The sequence below is a fragment of the Paenibacillus sp. FSL R5-0713 genome, from assembly GCF_037973325.1.
In the GTDB taxonomy this organism is placed as follows: Bacteria; Bacillota; Bacilli; order Paenibacillales; family Paenibacillaceae; genus Paenibacillus.
Window position 1 is genome coordinate 5,644,818 of record NZ_CP150229.1, and the last position, 15,830, is coordinate 5,660,647.

A 15,830-nucleotide genomic window follows, 5' to 3' on the forward strand; every position below is an offset into this window, starting at 1 on the left:
TTACTTGTATCCTCTTACGTTGGGATCATAAGCATATGGATCAACGTGGTTGGATTCCTTTGGTACCACCAATGCAGCGATGAAGTAGATCAACAATGAAGTACCTCCCGTAGCAAAAATACTGATGAAGAAAATGATACGCAGCAGCGTGGTGCTCAATCCGAGATTTTCAGAAATGCCGCCGATCAAACCTGTTAGCATTCGATTACGCGCCGAGCGGTATAATTTATTCATGTGACTACTCCTTTCTGTCATTGTTCAATTTCTGTCTTAGGCGCTCCAGTTCCTTATCCAGTGTGGAGGATGACATGTTGCCAGTTACTCCTGAACCATCTTGGCCCATTCGCCGGATATCCCGGAGACTTTGTGCTTCATATTCGAGATCAGAGACTTGGTCATCCAGTCGGTTAAACATACGGGGTACATTCTGACCGTTGTGATTGCCTCTCTGGTTCATACGTTGTTGTAACTGAATCGTCTGCATACGAGCGTAGTAATATTGGCGTTTGCTGTATACATTCTGATATTCAACTTTGAGCTGGTCGATCTGTTCATCTAGCTCCTGTAATGCCGCATAACTTTGTGCATACAATTCATTGTACTGTTCCATTTTTTCCTCGTGGAGAATTTTCTCCTGCAAGGCCAGCTTAGCGAGATGCTCTTCTCCTGCTTTTAGAGCCATGGACGCTTGTTCTTCCCGTTTGTTCACCATACCTGCTGCCTGATCGGCTTGTTGTTTCATTTGTCTGGTATGACTTGCATATTGATGACGAAGTTTCTCGGCTTCACCGATGTCTTGGCGGGTCGAGACCAGGAACTGATCAATCAGTTTGACTGGATCCTGACTTTGCTCCAAATGTTCGTTTAGATTGGCTACGGTAATATCCCGCATTCGACGAAATACACTCATTATGTTCTGTCCCTCCTTTTCATAATCGTGAAAGCTTAGTACCGGCGATGACGACCGCGGTTATTGCTTAGCATTGAGATACCGAAGATGATTAACCCGATCGCGATGATCGGTCCGATCAACCATGCCAGTTTTCCCATCAGTGAGATGATACCGATGATAAGAACGATCCATCCGAGCATCACATTTCCTCGCTTGACTCCGTAGTACCCCAGTGCAATCATCAGGACCGGAATCAGATAACCCATTAAGTGTCCAAGAAGTGGAGTTAACTTTCCGAAGAGGAGTAGTGCACCCAGTGCAATCAATACAATCGCCCAGCCATTTCCCTTATTCAATCTCATAATTGTTGTTCACCGCCCTTTCCATTCATTCATTTTAATGTGTTGAGTCATTTGTTCGTTTGTTTCTTGTTTTTTTGTTTCCGTGTTTCTTGTTTAACCTTATGTCCTTATTCTAGGGGAATTTGAGACTTTTCAAAACAGACCGTGGACGGTTTTTCATCCTAGACTCAGGTCGGGGATCTAGTTGGACCTTCGACTGTCCCTATATAAGACCAACGTTCCGCCCATGCTGAACAGCACTCAGGATACCTTCTATATCTCCGTATTCAGGCTACCTTTTACCCGAAATGAACCTGTAGAGAGAATGATGTCCATGTTTCTATTTACGTTCTCACTGCTATTTCGTTTCTTATGATTCCGTTTAGAAGAGTCGGACCAAGCCGTTCCTATAGTCTTTTCTGCAAGATCATCCATCAGCAATCTCTTAACTCTGTTTCTATGCCTCTTTAAAAAATTACTTTTTTATCCAAATAAACAAATTTTAGATTGTTCTACATGTAAGCGTTTACTAAAATAGAAAGTGTTACTATTACTTATGTCAGGAGTGGAACTGGAACTGTGCGACCAATCAGCTATCTCCACAAAATGATTATCTTCGGAATCCTGTTAAGCACCCTGCCCATTTTATTAACGGGAATTGCTGCATTTATCTATTCATCGAACCAATCTGAACTGCATCGTACGCAGGCCAACAGACAGTTGCTGGAACAAATGCAAGCCAACGTAGAGCACAAACTCGCTACAGTCAGTTATATGCTTGATCAGGCCGTCCGCTCTCCAGTAACTCTCAGGTCCCTGTCTGCTTCTTCTTCACTACAAGGGGAAGGACCTTTACTTGCCGACAAGCTGCAGAGCGAGTTTCAACATATGAGGTCATGGGAACCTCTGCTGGATATTAGCCTGGTGAACCAATCTCAGAATTGGCTTATTGATCACGCCGGATTATATCGTAATACGGGTTTTCCACTCGCTCTTCCCATGAAGGAATTGATATCGGATACGCTAACCTCTGGGTGGCAGCTCTCCCCGTCATCGGTGTTCAGTAATGACGAGCGTTCACCCGGTACAGGCTGTATTTATCATATTGCCCTTGCGAGAACTATTCCGAATCTGAATACGTCTTCCGATGCTGCCCTCATAGCGGGAATTCCTGCATGCTCTTTGCAAAATACATTTGGAGAAGTCTCCTTAGGCAATACTGCCTCAGGACTGATCATTTTGAATCGAGAACAACGTATCTTGGTCCATCCCGATCCTGTATACATTGGACAACCGTTGTCTGCCATTGGATTACAGGATCGAGATACCGAAGCCAACATAGCCAAACTATCACCTATTCCATTTTCAACAGGCTTTGAAAAACGAGAAGTTAAGATCGCGGGTACACCTTATTCCCTGACGTATAGCCCTACTACCTTAAAAGGATGGACTTATGTCCTAATCTCACCTACGAACGTTCTGACACAAGAATATATCGATATTGGATTACACACTTTGTATATCAGTCTCTTCCTGCTTTTACTTTCATTATTGCTTGCCTGGCTCGGTTCCAAACGAATGCTTGTACCGATTCGGAAGCTCTTAACCCAACTTGGTGACAACAGGCTGTCCAAAGACGGAGGCACCTTCACTCAGCAACCAACTGAGCTGTCTGACGAGTTCGAACAGATTAGAGCAGGTGTGTCAGAATTATCTGCATCTCGCTCCCAACTGGAGAACACACTCAATAAGCATCTTTTACAGATTCGCACTCATCTTATGATGAATCTGTTCCAGGATAAAATCTCTGTTCATACTCTTCATGACACCATGCATGAATATGGCTTCACGCGTCAGCTTCGGGAATGGCAACAAATTGCTGTTATCACACTACAGGCCGATCTCGTTAATCATACAAAATATAGTGCTAATGATCGTGACCTCCTGTTATTCGCTATTCAAAATATATTAGAGGAAACGGTGGTGCATGACCAACAATTGCTTCCCATTGTTATGGAACAAACGGTAGTCACGGTGATTGGCACTGTTGAAGAGGATCAATTTGTTTTTTCACAGCAGCTATATGTATTAACAGACCAGTTACAACACCAAATTAATAAAATTCTAGCTCTTCAAGTTAGCATAGGCTTCAGCCAGCCGCATAACTCCTTATACCACATTCCTCAGGCTTATTTAGAGGCAATGGAGGCACTGAAGCATCGGATGAAGCTGGGCCCAGGTATTATCTTTCAGTATGAGAACATTGATCATTATGCTCCCACTTGCTCCATGACCTACCCAGAATCATTGGAATATTCGTTGATCCAAGCTATTCAAAGTGCGGATGAAGTCCAGGCACCTACTCTTCTGCAACAACTTCTTGAAGTGATCTTTGGTATGGAGTGTTCCCCAGAAGAATATCAGGTGGCTCTTACGAGGCTGCTCACGCATATTTTGCAGATGACTCAGGATTCCGGCATACGTCTCGGGCAGATCTCACAAGGCCGTGGATCGATGTTTCATGAACTTCATCGTTTGCAGTACGCTGCTGAAGTTGAGGAATGGTTTAACCATCAAGTCATCTTGCCCGTCATTCAGGTTTTTAAAGCGAGACAGGTTGCCCAATATCAGCATATATCAGAGAAAATGATTGCCATGATTCATCAAGATTATGATAAGGATCTGACGCTTGAGCAGTGTGCCTTGAAGCTTCACTACAATGCCAACTACTTAAGTAGTGTTTTTCGTAAAGAGACAGGCTGTTCATTTAGTGAATATTTAACCAAGTACCGATTTAACATCGCTAAAAAATGGCTGGACGAAAGTGATCTAACCGTTAAAGATATCGCAGCACGACTTAGGTACAACAATCCGCAAAATTTCATTCGGTCATTTCGTAAATGGGAAGGAATCACCCCCGGTCAGTATCGTGAGCGTAAGCAGAATGCAGAACTATGCAGTAGGAAGTAAACTACGTGTTTCGTTTCGTGTTTCGTGTCTCGTGTCGAGTTTCAGGCTTAGTTTTTACCGTGGTCTCGATATTGGATTTAAGTATTCCTTTAGCCCATATGCAGTTCATTGATTAAGCTTTATAGGCTCAAGGAATCGAGGACTTGGATCAATGCACTTTAAGTTTTAATGAAATTAAAAAAAAGAGAGAGCAACGATCCTGCTCTCTCTTGTAATAACTTACCTTCAAACTTCATCTGTTTCACATATACATCTTCTTGTGTGCCAGCGTGAGGCTTCCTAGCGTCATCTCAGACGTTAGACCACGTTGTTTCTCCCGATTGCTGATTCTCCTTGTACACATAACAAGCCTATACGATTTATCGCTTATCCTTAATATGAACTGTTTTCATGTTTGGCTGTTCAAGTTGGATCAGAATCTTCCCGAACCTTGCTCCACGTGAGAAGGTCACCGTACGATCCTTGTATGTATCTTGGATGTATTTCTCAGCCAGACTAAGAGAATCTTCATCCGATGGTAACTCATACGTATTAAGCAATTCTGGCAGCTTGTCGATAATCTCTTCCACTGGTACTTCAAATGAGTTAACTTCTCTCGTAATGATCATAGTGTATGAATAACCTTTTAAATACAGTAACTGTTGAATATATCCCATATCACCAGCCTTGTATGTAGAAGTTACCCCCAGTACATCCTTAAGTTCATCCATTAATGTGTGTTCCTTCTGTCCAGCCATAGTGCTTATATACACATACTTCCGGGCACAGTTGATTGCCTGCTCGATCGTTTCCCAATCTGACATTGCCGGACACATGGATGCAAATGCAAAGTCATATTTCTTCTCCCAGCCTTTATCCTGAATGGAGATTTCCTCATACCGTTCTTTAACGATTTCGATATTAGATTCAAGAGCTGTAGGTATCGTCTCTTTCATCAGGGAGACAAGCAACTCAGATGGTTCAACTGCAGTCACAATTGCTCCCTTTTCTGCAAAAGGAATGGTGAATATGCCCGAAGCAGCTCCAATGTCCAAAATGGATAATCCCTCGAACTCCACACCTTGATTCTCAATCCAATTCATAATACGCTCAGAACGTTGCTTCCCTTCTTCAGAGAACGACTGTACATGATAATCCCTAGCCCATCGTTCAAATGCTTCTTCTGTATTAAATGGGGCGCTTTTCTTTTTATATTTTGGACTTCTCGGACGATTTTTCCATGCCTCTTCCCATACAGAAAGATTAAATAACAGATCGGTATCCGATACATTTTTTTCATTATTCACTTTGCTTCACTCCCTCTAAATTAAAGACTTTACTTATCTACAATATACTGAATATAATCATACGTCAATGTTTATTAAAGTCCAATATTCTTTACTGTACAAAAATCTGCATAAAATAAAATAGCCCTACACATTGCATAAGCAACATGTAGGGCTATTCAATATACCGGCGAGAGGACTCGAACCTCCACGGTTTCCCACTCGATTTTGAGTCGAGCGCGTCTGCCATTCCGCCACGCCGGCATATACTGGAGGCGCCACCCAGATTCGAACTGGGGATAAAGCTTTTGCAGAGCTGTGCCTTACCACTTGGCTATGGCGCCATATTTTGGAGCGGACGACGGGAATCGAACCCGCGACCCTCGCCTTGGCAAGGCGATGCTCTACCGCTGAGCCACGTCCGCATAATGGCTGGGGATATAGGATTTGAACCTATGCATGACGGAGTCAAAGTCCGTTGCCTTACCGCTTGGCTAATCCCCAATAAAAAATGAAAAAACAAAGGGGCGATCGAGGGGAATTGAACCCCCGAATGCCGGATCCACAAACCGGTGCGTTAACCACTTCGCCACGATCGCCACAAAAGGTTAAATTTCTTAAAAGTTAATTGGCAGGGGCAGCAGGAATTGAACCCACACCAACGGTTTTGGAGACCGTTGTTCTACCTTTAAACTATGCCCCTAAAAACTGGTGGAGGATGATGGATTCGAACCACCGAACCCGTACGGGAGCAGATTTACAGTCTGATGCGTTTGGCCACTTCGCTAATCCTCCAGGATTACATGGTGCCGGCGAGAGGACTTGAACCCCCAACCTACTGATTACAAGTCAGTTGCTCTACCAGTTGAGCTACACCGGCATATTAAATTGTTTTGAAAATGGTGGCTCGGGACGGAATCGAACCGCCGACACGAGGATTTTCAGTCCTCTGCTCTACCGACTGAGCTACCGAGCCATAATAAAGTCTAATCTTAATTCCTTACACTTTATATAGGGCATCAGTGCCATACAGCAGATGTAGTGAACAGTTTGCCTCATGTAAAGATTAAATGGCGGAACCGACGGGATTCGAACCCGCGATCTCCTGCGTGACAGGCAGGCATGTTAGGCCAACTACACCACGGTTCCATAGTACTTTCACAAGGAAAGTTAATTGCGGGGGCAGGATTTGAACCTGCGGCCTTCGGGTTATGAGCCCGACGAGCTACCGGGCTGCTCCACCCCGCGTCGTTATAAAATATAATATGGTGGAGGCTGAGGGGATCGAACCCCCGACCCTCTGCTTGTAAGGCAGATGCTCTCCCAGCTGAGCTAAGCCTCCGAACAACACATTTATGATCATATCACAATCTTGTTGTAAAAATCAACTTCTTTTTTTGAAGTTAATATGACCCGTAGGGGATTCGAACCCCTGTTACCTCCGTGAAAGGGAGGTGTCTTAACCCCTTGACCAACGGGCCTTGTTATTATGGCGGAGAGAGAGGGATTCGAACCCTCGAGACGCTTGTGACGCCTACACGATTTCCAATCGTGCTCCTTCGGCCAGCTCGGACACCTCTCCATATGGCTCCCCGAACAGGGCTCGAACCTGTGACAACTCGATTAACAGTCGAGTGCTCTACCAACTGAGCTATCAGGGAATATGCTTCAGAGATCGTTCTCTGAAAACTAGATTCGAAACGAAACATGCGAATTACAACTTGCTATTGGATAAGCCCTCGACCGATTAGTACTGGTCAGCTCCATGCATTGCTGCACTTCCACCCCCAGCCTATCTACCTCGTCGTCTTCAAGGGGTCTTACATACTGGGAAATCTCATCTTGAGGGGGGCTTCACGCTTAGATGCTTTCAGCGTTTATCCCGTCCGTACATAGCTACCCAGCGGTGCTCCTGGCGGAACAACTGGTACACCAGCGGTACGTCCATCCCGGTCCTCTCGTACTAAGGACAGCTCCTCTCAAATTTCCTACGCCCACGACAGATAGGGACCGAACTGTCTCACGACGTTCTGAACCCAGCTCGCGTACCGCTTTAATGGGCGAACAGCCCAACCCTTGGGACCTACTTCAGCCCCAGGATGCGATGAGCCGACATCGAGGTGCCAAACCTCCCCGTCGATGTGGACTCTTGGGGGAGATAAGCCTGTTATCCCCAGGGTAGCTTTTATCCGTTGAGCGATGGCCCTTCCATGCGGTACCACCGGATCACTAAGCCCGACTTTCGTCCCTGCTCGACTTGTAGGTCTCGCAGTCAAGCTCCCTTATGCCTTTGCACTCTTCGAATGATTTCCAACCATTCTGAGGGAACCTTTGGGCGCCTCCGTTACTCTTTAGGAGGCGACCGCCCCAGTCAAACTGCCCACCTGACACTGTCCCCGCACCGGATTACGGTACCAGGTTAGAACCTAGATACGATCAGGGTGGTATCCCAACGTTGCCTCCACGCAAGCTGGCGCTCACGCTTCAAAGGCTCCCACCTATCCTGTACAGATCGTACCCAAATTCAATATCAAGCTGCAGTAAAGCTCCATGGGGTCTTTCCGTCTTGTCGCGGGTAACCTGCATCTTCACAGGTATTAAAATTTCACCGGATCTCTCGTTGAGACAGCGCCCAAGTCGTTACGCCATTCGTGCGGGTCAGAATTTACCTGACAAGGAATTTCGCTACCTTAGGACCGTTATAGTTACGGCCGCCGTTTACTGGGGCTTCGGTTCACAGCTTCGGATTGCTCCTAACCACTCCCCTTAACCTTCCAGCACCGGGCAGGCGTCAGCCCGTATACTTCGCCTTACGGCTTCGCACAGACCTGTGTTTTTGCTAAACAGTCGCTTGGGCCTTTTCACTGCGGCCCCCTCGTGCTATTCACACTACCGGGGCACCCCTTCTCCCGAAGTTACGGGGTCATTTTGCCGAGTTCCTTAACGAGAGTTCTTCCGCGCGCCTTAGAATACTCTTCTCGCCTACCTGTGTCGGTTTGCGGTACGGGCACCTTCACCTGGCTAGAGGCTTTTCTTGGCAGTGTGAGATCATGACCTTCGCTACTACAATTTTCGCTCCCCATCACAGCTCAGCCTTAATGATGTGCGGATTTGCCTACACATCAGCCTTACTGCTTAGACGGACATCCATCAGTCCGCGTCACTACCCTACTGCGTCCCCCCATTGCTCATAACGGCTTACGGTGGTACAGGAATTTCGACCTGTTGTCCTTCGACTACGCCTTTCGGCCTCGCCTTAGGTCCCGACTTACCCTGAGCGGACGAGCCTTCCTCAGGAACCCTTAGGCTTTCGGCGGATCAGATTCTCACTGATCTTTTCGTTACTCATACCGGCATTCTCACTTGTATAATGTCCAGCGCTCCTTACGGTACACCTTCAACCCTTATACAACGCTCCCCTACCCCTGATGCAAGCATCAAGCCATAGCTTCGGTGGTGTGTTTAGCCCCGTTACATTTTCGGCGCAGAGTCACTCGACCAGTGAGCTATTACGCACTCTTTCAATGGTGGCTGCTTCTAAGCCAACATCCTGGTTGTCTGTGCAACTCCACATCCTTTCCCACTTAACACACACTTGGGGACCTTAGCTGATGGTCTGGGCTGTTTCCCTTTTGACAATGGATCTTAGCACTCACTGTCTGACTCCCGGAAGTAAGTCTATGGCATTCGGAGTTTGACTGAGCTTGGTAACCCTTGCGGGCCCCGCACCCAATCAGTGCTCTACCTCCACGACTCTGTTTTCCGAGGCTAGCCCTAAAGCTATTTCGGGGAGAACCAGCTATCTCCGAGTTCGATTGGAATTTCTCCGCTACCCCCACCTCATCCCCGCACTTTTCAACGTGCGTGGGTTCGGGCCTCCAGTGCGTGTTACCGCACCTTCACCCTGGACAGGGGTAGATCACCCGGTTTCGGGTCTACGTCCACGTACTACATCGCCCTATTCAGACTCGCTTTCGCTGCGGCTCCGGCTCTTCACCTTAACCTTGCACGGGAACGTAACTCGCCGGTTCATTCTACAAAAGGCACGCCATCACCCCTAAAACGGGCTCTGACTTTTTGTAAGCACACGGTTTCAGGTTCTATTTCACTCCCCTTCCGGGGTGCTTTTCACCTTTCCCTCACGGTACTGCTTCACTATCGGTCGCTAGGAAGTATTTAGCCTTGGCAGATGGTCCTGCCGGATTCATACGGGGTTTCACGTGCCCCGCACTACTCGGGATCCGTCTCGGAGGGAACAGACTTTCAATTACAGGGCTTTTACCTTCTTTGGCGGGCCTTTCCAGACCTCTTCGCTTAACCGGTTCCTTTGTAACTCCATGTGAGACGTCCCACAACCCCAAAGAGCAAGCTCTCTGGTTTGGGCTTCTCCGCGTTCGCTCGCCGCTACTGACGGAATCACTATTGTTTTCTCTTCCTCAGGGTACTTAGATGTTTCAGTTCCCCTGGTATGCCTCTACACAACCTATGTATTCAGTTGTGAGTAACTGGAAATTACCCCAGCTGGGTTTCCCCATTCGGACACCCCCGGATCAAAGCTTGCTTACAGCTCCCCGAGGCAGTTTCGTTGTTCGCCACGTCCTTCATCGGCTCCTAGCGCCTAGGCATCCTCCGTGTGCTCTTAGTAGCTTAACCAAATTGCTCCGGTTTCGACTGCTCGCTTCCCTTGTTTTGGACTGCGTCCAAAGCCAAAAGTCGCTCCCACTCGATACCATCGCAACAGCAATTAACTACCGTTTTTATTGAAACTTGTTTAACACAAGTTCAGCTAAAAAGGAATGTTCTAATTCGCATTTGTTTCGTTTCGATATCTAGTTTTCAAAGAACAAGCTCCATACAAAAGCAAGCTGTTTGAGAGTTTGAGCTCTCAAAACTGAGCAACGAGTGAGTAGTTTGCAGCTAAGCTGCATATTTGAATGTTTCCGCTCGGGAAACGATTCTCCATAGAAAGGAGGTGATCCAGCCGCACCTTCCGATACGGCTACCTTGTTACGACTTCACCCCAATCATCTATCCCACCTTCGGCGGCTGGCTCCTTGCGGTTACCCCACCGACTTCGGGTGTTATAAACTCTCGTGGTGTGACGGGCGGTGTGTACAAGACCCGGGAACGTATTCACCGCGGCATGCTGATCCGCGATTACTAGCAATTCCGACTTCATGCAGGCGAGTTGCAGCCTGCAATCCGAACTGAGACCGGCTTTTTAGGATTCGTTCCACCTCGCGGCTTCACAGCCCGTTGTACCGGCCATTGTAGTACGTGTGTAGCCCAGGTCATAAGGGGCATGATGATTTGACGTCATCCCCACCTTCCTCCGGTTTGTCACCGGCAGTCACCTTAGAGTGCCCATCCGAAATGCTGGCAACTAAGATCAAGGGTTGCGCTCGTTGCGGGACTTAACCCAACATCTCACGACACGAGCTGACGACAACCATGCACCACCTGTCTCCTCTGTCCCGAAGGAAAGATACATCTCTGTACCGATCAGAGGGATGTCAAGACCTGGTAAGGTTCTTCGCGTTGCTTCGAATTAAACCACATACTCCACTGCTTGTGCGGGTCCCCGTCAATTCCTTTGAGTTTCAGTCTTGCGACCGTACTCCCCAGGCGGAGTGCTTAATGTGTTAACTTCGGCACCAAGGGTATCGAAACCCCTAACACCTAGCACTCATCGTTTACGGCGTGGACTACCAGGGTATCTAATCCTGTTTGCTCCCCACGCTTTCGCGCCTCAGCGTCAGTTACAGCCCAGAGAGTCGCCTTCGCCACTGGTGTTCCTCCACATATCTACGCATTTCACCGCTACACGTGGAATTCCACTCTCCTCTTCTGCACTCAAGTCACCCAGTTTCCAGTGCGATCCGGGGTTGAGCCCCGGGATTAAACACCAGACTTAAATGACCGCCTGCGCGCGCTTTACGCCCAATAATTCCGGACAACGCTTGCCCCCTACGTATTACCGCGGCTGCTGGCACGTAGTTAGCCGGGGCTTTCTTCTCAGGTACCGTCACCTTGAGAGCAGTTACTCTCCCAAGCGTTCTTCCCTGGCAACAGAGCTTTACGATCCGAAAACCTTCATCACTCACGCGGCATTGCTCCGTCAGGCTTTCGCCCATTGCGGAAGATTCCCTACTGCTGCCTCCCGTAGGAGTCTGGGCCGTGTCTCAGTCCCAGTGTGGCCGATCACCCTCTCAGGTCGGCTACGCATCGTCGCCTTGGTGAGCCGTTACCCCACCAACTAGCTAATGCGCCGCAGGCCCATCCCCAAGTGACAGATTGCTCCGTCTTTCCAGTTTCCTTCAGGCGAAGAAAACAACTATTCGGTATTAGCTACCGTTTCCGGTAGTTGTCCCAAACTTGAGGGCAGGTTGCCTACGTGTTACTCACCCGTCCGCCGCTAAGTCTCAAAGAAGCAAGCTTCTTCTCAACTCCGCTCGACTTGCATGTATTAGGCATGCCGCCAGCGTTCGTCCTGAGCCAGGATCAAACTCTCCAATAAAGTATTGAAAAGAGCGATAAGCTCATTTTGAATCTGACGAGATTAAAAATCTCAATTGTGCTCCAGTCGATTCAAGCCAAGGCTTGTTTCAAACTTTCGCGTTCATTCTGCAAGCAGAATGTTTACTCACTCGTTGTTCAGTTTTCAAAGATCAAACACGATTTGTTTCACTTCTTTTTCGTCTCAACCAAGTTTCGGCGGCGACTTAAATAATGTATCACATTTCGTTTGTTTTCGTCAAGAACTTTTTTAATTTCTTTTTTTGATGCGTTAGTTCTTCACTTTTCCTCTGAAGAATTTATCGTTTGTTGGCGATAATCTCGTTTGAGGAACGAAATATAATGTATCATATATCGTGAATCAGAGTCAACATTTTTTTATAAATTATTAAACAAACAAAAAAGGAAGGTTTCCCCTCCCTTATGCGATCAATTATTGCCAGACTTTTGAAGAAGGTTATGTCTCAATCCAATACCGAATTTCCCGACCCTCTCCTTCGATAGATGGCCACCCTGGCGATTCTTTTACTATAGAACGAAAGACCAACTTGCGTATAACCAGAGGTAGATCTTCTCGAACGAATCTTAACTGCGGATGATGAACAAGTTCATTGATGCTCCAAGGCTCCTTGCGACTTCTTAACACACGTAGCAGCAGCTCTGAGCATTCACTCATTTTGGACATTACCGAAAACTCACAGGCAAGCAGTACAAGCTCTACTCTCTGCTCCAGTGTCTCCGAGCTTACCGTAAGCTCTTGGTATAGTTTCCACAAAGCACGATCCAGATTCTGCACATGTGTCCAGACGGCATGATCCGGGTATATCCCCTGTTCAATCAATACAATTCTTGCCCAGTTGCCCAGAGCTTCTAATGCATTGTAGTAGGCATCTACAACATGACCTTCCTGGATATGACGTTTCGCCTCCACATACATCCTCAAGAAACTGGTGAATTCATGCAGGAGCTTCTGCTCACGTAATTCTGTACCAAAGGCAGACAGTTCTTGTCGCAAGTCGCTTAAGGCGCTGTCCTCTTCCCATATAATCTCACCTTCAATCAGACACTCGGTAAGATTATTGTGATTCCCGGTAACTATACTACTCTTTAATTCATGACGGCTTGCATAGATCATTTGATAACGAAGATCACCATATCTGTAATGTCCCACCGCCGATTTTAATTGATCATCATTATGAACAACAAGTACCAATAATTCGAAATCTTGAATTAGGGAGCCGTGGAATCGCTCTCCCGGGTGGGAATAAGCGATAGCCCCAACTGCCCCTGTCTCTTCCGACTGTTCGGACAAAAAAGCAAGGTTCTTTAATTCCACGATTCCCTCCATACATTTCATGGCAGATAAGCGCCAAGTCAGTTATAATGTAATTCTACATCCAGACTAAAGTTTCCTTCTTTTCCAGGTCCGATACTACTCATACGATAGGAGCATTTTTCATGATTTTTAAATCAGCAAAAATTAATGCTTTTCGCACTTGGGGATTACTACTGACCATGCTAGGGATGGGCCTAATGATACTGGGAACAGCAGGAATTGTTTTCTGGGGACATGCTGGCAAGGTATTCGCAGCTGTAGGACTTGTCATCGGATTGATCGCCATGATGGCCAGTCTAGCCATTTATTTCTGGGCGGGTATGCTCTCCACCAGCGCAGTACAAGTCGACTGTCCGGAATGCGGGAAGTTAACCAAAATGCTGGGCAAAACGGATCGATGTATGTTCTGTCATACCATCCTCACCCTGGATCCTAATAAGGCCAATATGACCAGTCAACAACTGAATGCGCCTTCCACAACAGTTCCCCCCACCGATGGTTAGCACGAAATGATCTCCAACCACTAAATGTCTTTGCCCTAATTTCATTGAAGAACAAAAAAAAGGCCCGGTATGTCTACCGGACCTTTTTGGACGTTTCTTATCAGTAAGTCCTTGTTGCTGTTATCAATAGCTAAGATATGAAATTAAGTTATGATTCCTTATAGCTATAAAATGCTAGATTACATGTAAGATGGTATCAAGCGAGAGCGCCTTCTGGCTTGGCAGAGAAGAACAGAGAAGCCATTCGTCGAACACCGAGCATGAGCCTATTATTTCTGGTAACCGGCCTGCTTCAATACCTCCCATGCAGAGGCGTTAGCAAAACTCCGATTCCATGCCGCTACTCCGCCCAGCTTCAAGGAAGCGATCAAATCCACGCGCGCCTGAAGGGACACTGCATCTTCGATCCATATTTTCTTGGTAGCTCCTTCTTCCTCATATTCCACATAGTTTTGTCCACTTGCCTGATCCAGTTCGGGTTTGAGTTTCTTTTCTTGGATCAGTTCCACGATGGTATTCATGCCTACTGCTTTGGAAGATACTTTAACCTCCCCTTGATCATTCTTCTCTTCCGTCCAGATTCTTGTATAGAGCGGAACCGCCATGATCAATTTGCTAGAAGGCACTTCATCCTCCTCAAGTATGCGTCTCATGGAAGCCTCAGTCCATGGGAGAGACGCTACCGACCCAGCCTTGGGACTGGCCGCCCAATGTTCATCATAAGCCATCACAATGACATAGTCTGCAAAAGAACCTAATGCACGGCGATCCAGAAAGGCGGACCACATTTCACTGTTCGATTTTGGTGTTACATCGATCGATAACATCAATCCATGTATGCGTGCCATCGCCTTGATCTCGCGCACAAACTGCGTAATATTCGGCCCGTCATCGGTATACACGTTCTCAAAGTCGATATTGATCCCATCCAATTGATACGTCTGTGCATACTCCAACATCTGCTCAATAATATGAGTACGTGTCTCGTAAGAAGCGACAGCTTCTTTGGTAACGTCCGGGTCAAAGCTGTTATCCATAAGTCCCCATACTTCCATACCCGAACGATGAGCCCAGTTCACATAAGCTTGGTTTCCCTTGCTTTTCACCGTGCCCTGTCCATCCGTAATGTGAAACCATGTGGGGCTGACCACATTCACACCAGGCATTTTACCGATAGAGCCTACATCAGGCTGACGGTTGTACACGGCTTCCCAAACCAGATTTACCGGTTTATTCTGCCACTTCTTCTCTGCTGCAGTCAGCGTATACTTGGGCGTGTCCACCCTCTTTTTCTCCGTGAGTGCAATATGATCATTATCTACATATCCGGCATATCCATTATCGAGTTGGACAAAACTCTGTTCATCACCTGTCTGCCATACACGTACCCTTGCATCCTTTTCCATATCGGCAATGATTGGTGAGGATTCTCCCCCACGTTTATATAACGGGACCGTCTTATCTGCTTTGGATGACAGCGTATCAATCTCTGCATATTGTATCGTGTCTCCTCCGCGCATCAGCAGTACAGCACCTGTTACCGAATCTTCCTGTATGGCGATGCCGTACACTTCCTTCAATGGTTTGAGCGGAATGTATGCTTCTCCATCCTTCACCTCAGGTTTTACCGTCATAGGATAATCTTTGTGATTAAGTTCTGCTTGTGTGCTGTCCTCTTTCATATGAAGAACTCGCTGAGGGGAGGCAATAATGATATCGCCTGACTCTGGTTCGTAACGTATGCCCGCATCAACTGCTTCTTGCAGCACCTTTACAGGCAACTTGAGTTGATCTCCTGTACCCAAGGCGTCTCCATCCATCAGTTGCCCATCTACAAAAATAGGCTGGCTTCTCCCTACCCAATCGGGGTCTTCATGGATCTGGTTCAACCATACATTTGTTATAAGCCAGTAAGCCCCTCCAGTGATCAGACAAGCCCCGAGAAAACCGGGCCAAAATGAACGTCGCTTCTGACGTGTATATCTGCTTTTTCTACCCAAACGTCTA

Annotated in this window: 8 protein-coding genes, 15 tRNA genes and 2 rRNA genes; 2 read left to right on the plus strand and 23 right to left on the minus strand. The window is 47.0% G+C overall.

What is annotated here, in order from left to right; all coding sequences use genetic code 11:
- Genes MKZ12_RS25100 through MKZ12_RS25110 form a run of 3 tightly spaced genes read right to left on the minus strand, consistent with a single transcriptional unit; the run spans position 1 to position 1,254 of the window.
- Positions 1–234, minus strand: a complete 234-nt coding sequence (locus MKZ12_RS25100) for a PspC domain-containing protein (protein ID WP_091020938.1) — start codon at positions 232–234, stop codon at positions 1–3.
- Positions 235–238: 4 nt separating this feature from the next.
- The gene (locus MKZ12_RS25105) at positions 239–910 is read right to left on the minus strand and encodes a PspA/IM30 family protein (protein WP_105601364.1); all 672 of its coding nucleotides are present in this window, start codon (positions 908–910) and stop codon (positions 239–241) included.
- Between the two features lie 35 nt (positions 911–945).
- Positions 946–1,254, minus strand: a complete 309-nt coding sequence (locus MKZ12_RS25110) for a hypothetical protein (protein ID WP_339237657.1) — start codon at positions 1,252–1,254, stop codon at positions 946–948.
- Positions 1,255–1,812: 558 nt separating this feature from the next.
- On the opposite strand from MKZ12_RS25110, the gene MKZ12_RS25115 reads away from it, so the two are divergent.
- Positions 1,813–4,203, plus strand: a complete 2,391-nt coding sequence (locus tag MKZ12_RS25115) for a helix-turn-helix domain-containing protein (RefSeq protein WP_339257373.1) — start codon at positions 1,813–1,815, stop codon at positions 4,201–4,203.
- A gap of 359 nt (positions 4,204–4,562) precedes the next feature.
- Here the strand turns inward: MKZ12_RS25115 and MKZ12_RS25120 are convergent, their stop codons facing one another.
- The 19 genes from MKZ12_RS25120 to MKZ12_RS25210 all read right to left on the minus strand — a co-directional run bounded on the left by MKZ12_RS25120 (position 4,563) and on the right by MKZ12_RS25210 (position 13,320).
- On the minus strand, positions 4,563–5,489 hold the full coding sequence (locus tag MKZ12_RS25120) for a methyltransferase domain-containing protein (protein WP_339257374.1): 927 nt from the start codon (positions 5,487–5,489) through the stop codon (positions 4,563–4,565).
- A gap of 164 nt (positions 5,490–5,653) precedes the next feature.
- Positions 5,654–5,732, minus strand: a tRNA-Leu gene (locus MKZ12_RS25125).
- 6 nt (positions 5,733–5,738) lie between these two features.
- Positions 5,739–5,812, minus strand: a tRNA-Cys gene (locus tag MKZ12_RS25130).
- A 6-nt stretch (positions 5,813–5,818) separates the two neighbouring features.
- Positions 5,819–5,893, minus strand: a tRNA-Gly gene (locus MKZ12_RS25135).
- Between the two features lie 4 nt (positions 5,894–5,897).
- Positions 5,898–5,972: transfer RNA gene (locus MKZ12_RS25140), tRNA-Gln, on the minus strand.
- Positions 5,973–5,994: 22 nt separating this feature from the next.
- Positions 5,995–6,067, minus strand: a tRNA-His gene (locus tag MKZ12_RS25145).
- Positions 6,068–6,097: 30 nt separating this feature from the next.
- Positions 6,098–6,171: transfer RNA gene (locus MKZ12_RS25150), tRNA-Trp, on the minus strand.
- 6 nt (positions 6,172–6,177) lie between these two features.
- A tRNA-Tyr gene (locus MKZ12_RS25155) sits at positions 6,178–6,263 on the minus strand.
- Positions 6,264–6,272: 9 nt separating this feature from the next.
- Positions 6,273–6,348, minus strand: a tRNA-Thr gene (locus tag MKZ12_RS25160).
- Positions 6,349–6,368: 20 nt separating this feature from the next.
- A tRNA-Phe gene (locus tag MKZ12_RS25165) sits at positions 6,369–6,444 on the minus strand.
- Between the two features lie 95 nt (positions 6,445–6,539).
- Positions 6,540–6,617 (minus strand) — tRNA-Asp (locus tag MKZ12_RS25170).
- 25 nt (positions 6,618–6,642) lie between these two features.
- Positions 6,643–6,716, minus strand: a tRNA-Met gene (locus tag MKZ12_RS25175).
- Positions 6,717–6,734: 18 nt separating this feature from the next.
- Positions 6,735–6,810: transfer RNA gene (locus MKZ12_RS25180), tRNA-Val, on the minus strand.
- 67 nt (positions 6,811–6,877) lie between these two features.
- Positions 6,878–6,949: transfer RNA gene (locus MKZ12_RS25185), tRNA-Glu, on the minus strand.
- 9 nt (positions 6,950–6,958) lie between these two features.
- Positions 6,959–7,050 (minus strand) — tRNA-Ser (locus MKZ12_RS25190).
- 3 nt (positions 7,051–7,053) lie between these two features.
- Positions 7,054–7,129: transfer RNA gene (locus MKZ12_RS25195), tRNA-Asn, on the minus strand.
- A gap of 66 nt (positions 7,130–7,195) precedes the next feature.
- Positions 7,196–10,121: ribosomal RNA gene (locus MKZ12_RS25200) — 23S ribosomal RNA — on the minus strand.
- A gap of 312 nt (positions 10,122–10,433) precedes the next feature.
- Positions 10,434–11,985, minus strand: a 16S ribosomal RNA gene (locus MKZ12_RS25205).
- The 16S and 23S rRNA genes sit together here with 15 tRNA genes alongside, the layout of an rRNA operon.
- Before the next feature lie 456 nt (positions 11,986–12,441).
- On the minus strand, positions 12,442–13,320 hold the full coding sequence (locus tag MKZ12_RS25210) for a nucleotidyltransferase-like protein (RefSeq protein ID WP_339257376.1): 879 nt from the start codon (positions 13,318–13,320) through the stop codon (positions 12,442–12,444).
- Between the two features lie 122 nt (positions 13,321–13,442).
- On the opposite strand from MKZ12_RS25210, the gene MKZ12_RS25215 reads away from it, so the two are divergent.
- Entirely contained in the window at positions 13,443–13,823 is a 381-nt protein-coding gene (locus MKZ12_RS25215) for a DUF2614 family zinc ribbon-containing protein (protein ID WP_339257378.1), read from the plus strand.
- Between the two features lie 269 nt (positions 13,824–14,092).
- On the opposite strand, the gene MKZ12_RS25220 is transcribed toward MKZ12_RS25215, so the two are convergent.
- Positions 14,093–15,823 carry a glycosyl hydrolase family 18 protein gene (locus MKZ12_RS25220; protein WP_339257380.1) on the minus strand — a complete coding sequence of 577 codons (1,731 nt, stop codon included), beginning with the start codon at positions 15,821–15,823 and terminating at the stop codon, positions 14,093–14,095.
- Positions 15,824–15,830 lie beyond the last annotated feature (7 nt).

Coding starts and splice junctions, on each gene's coding strand:
- MKZ12_RS25100 (WP_091020938.1), bottom strand. CDS start 234: ATGAATAAATTATACCGCTCGGCGCGTAATCGAATGCTAACAGGTTTG.
- MKZ12_RS25105 (WP_105601364.1), bottom strand. CDS start 910: ATGAGTGTATTTCGTCGAATGCGGGATATTACCGTAGCCAATCTAAAC.
- MKZ12_RS25110 (WP_339237657.1), bottom strand. CDS start 1,254: ATGAGATTGAATAAGGGAAATGGCTGGGCGATTGTATTGATTGCACTG.
- MKZ12_RS25215 (WP_339257378.1), top strand. CDS start 13,443: ATGATTTTTAAATCAGCAAAAATTAATGCTTTTCGCACTTGGGGATTA.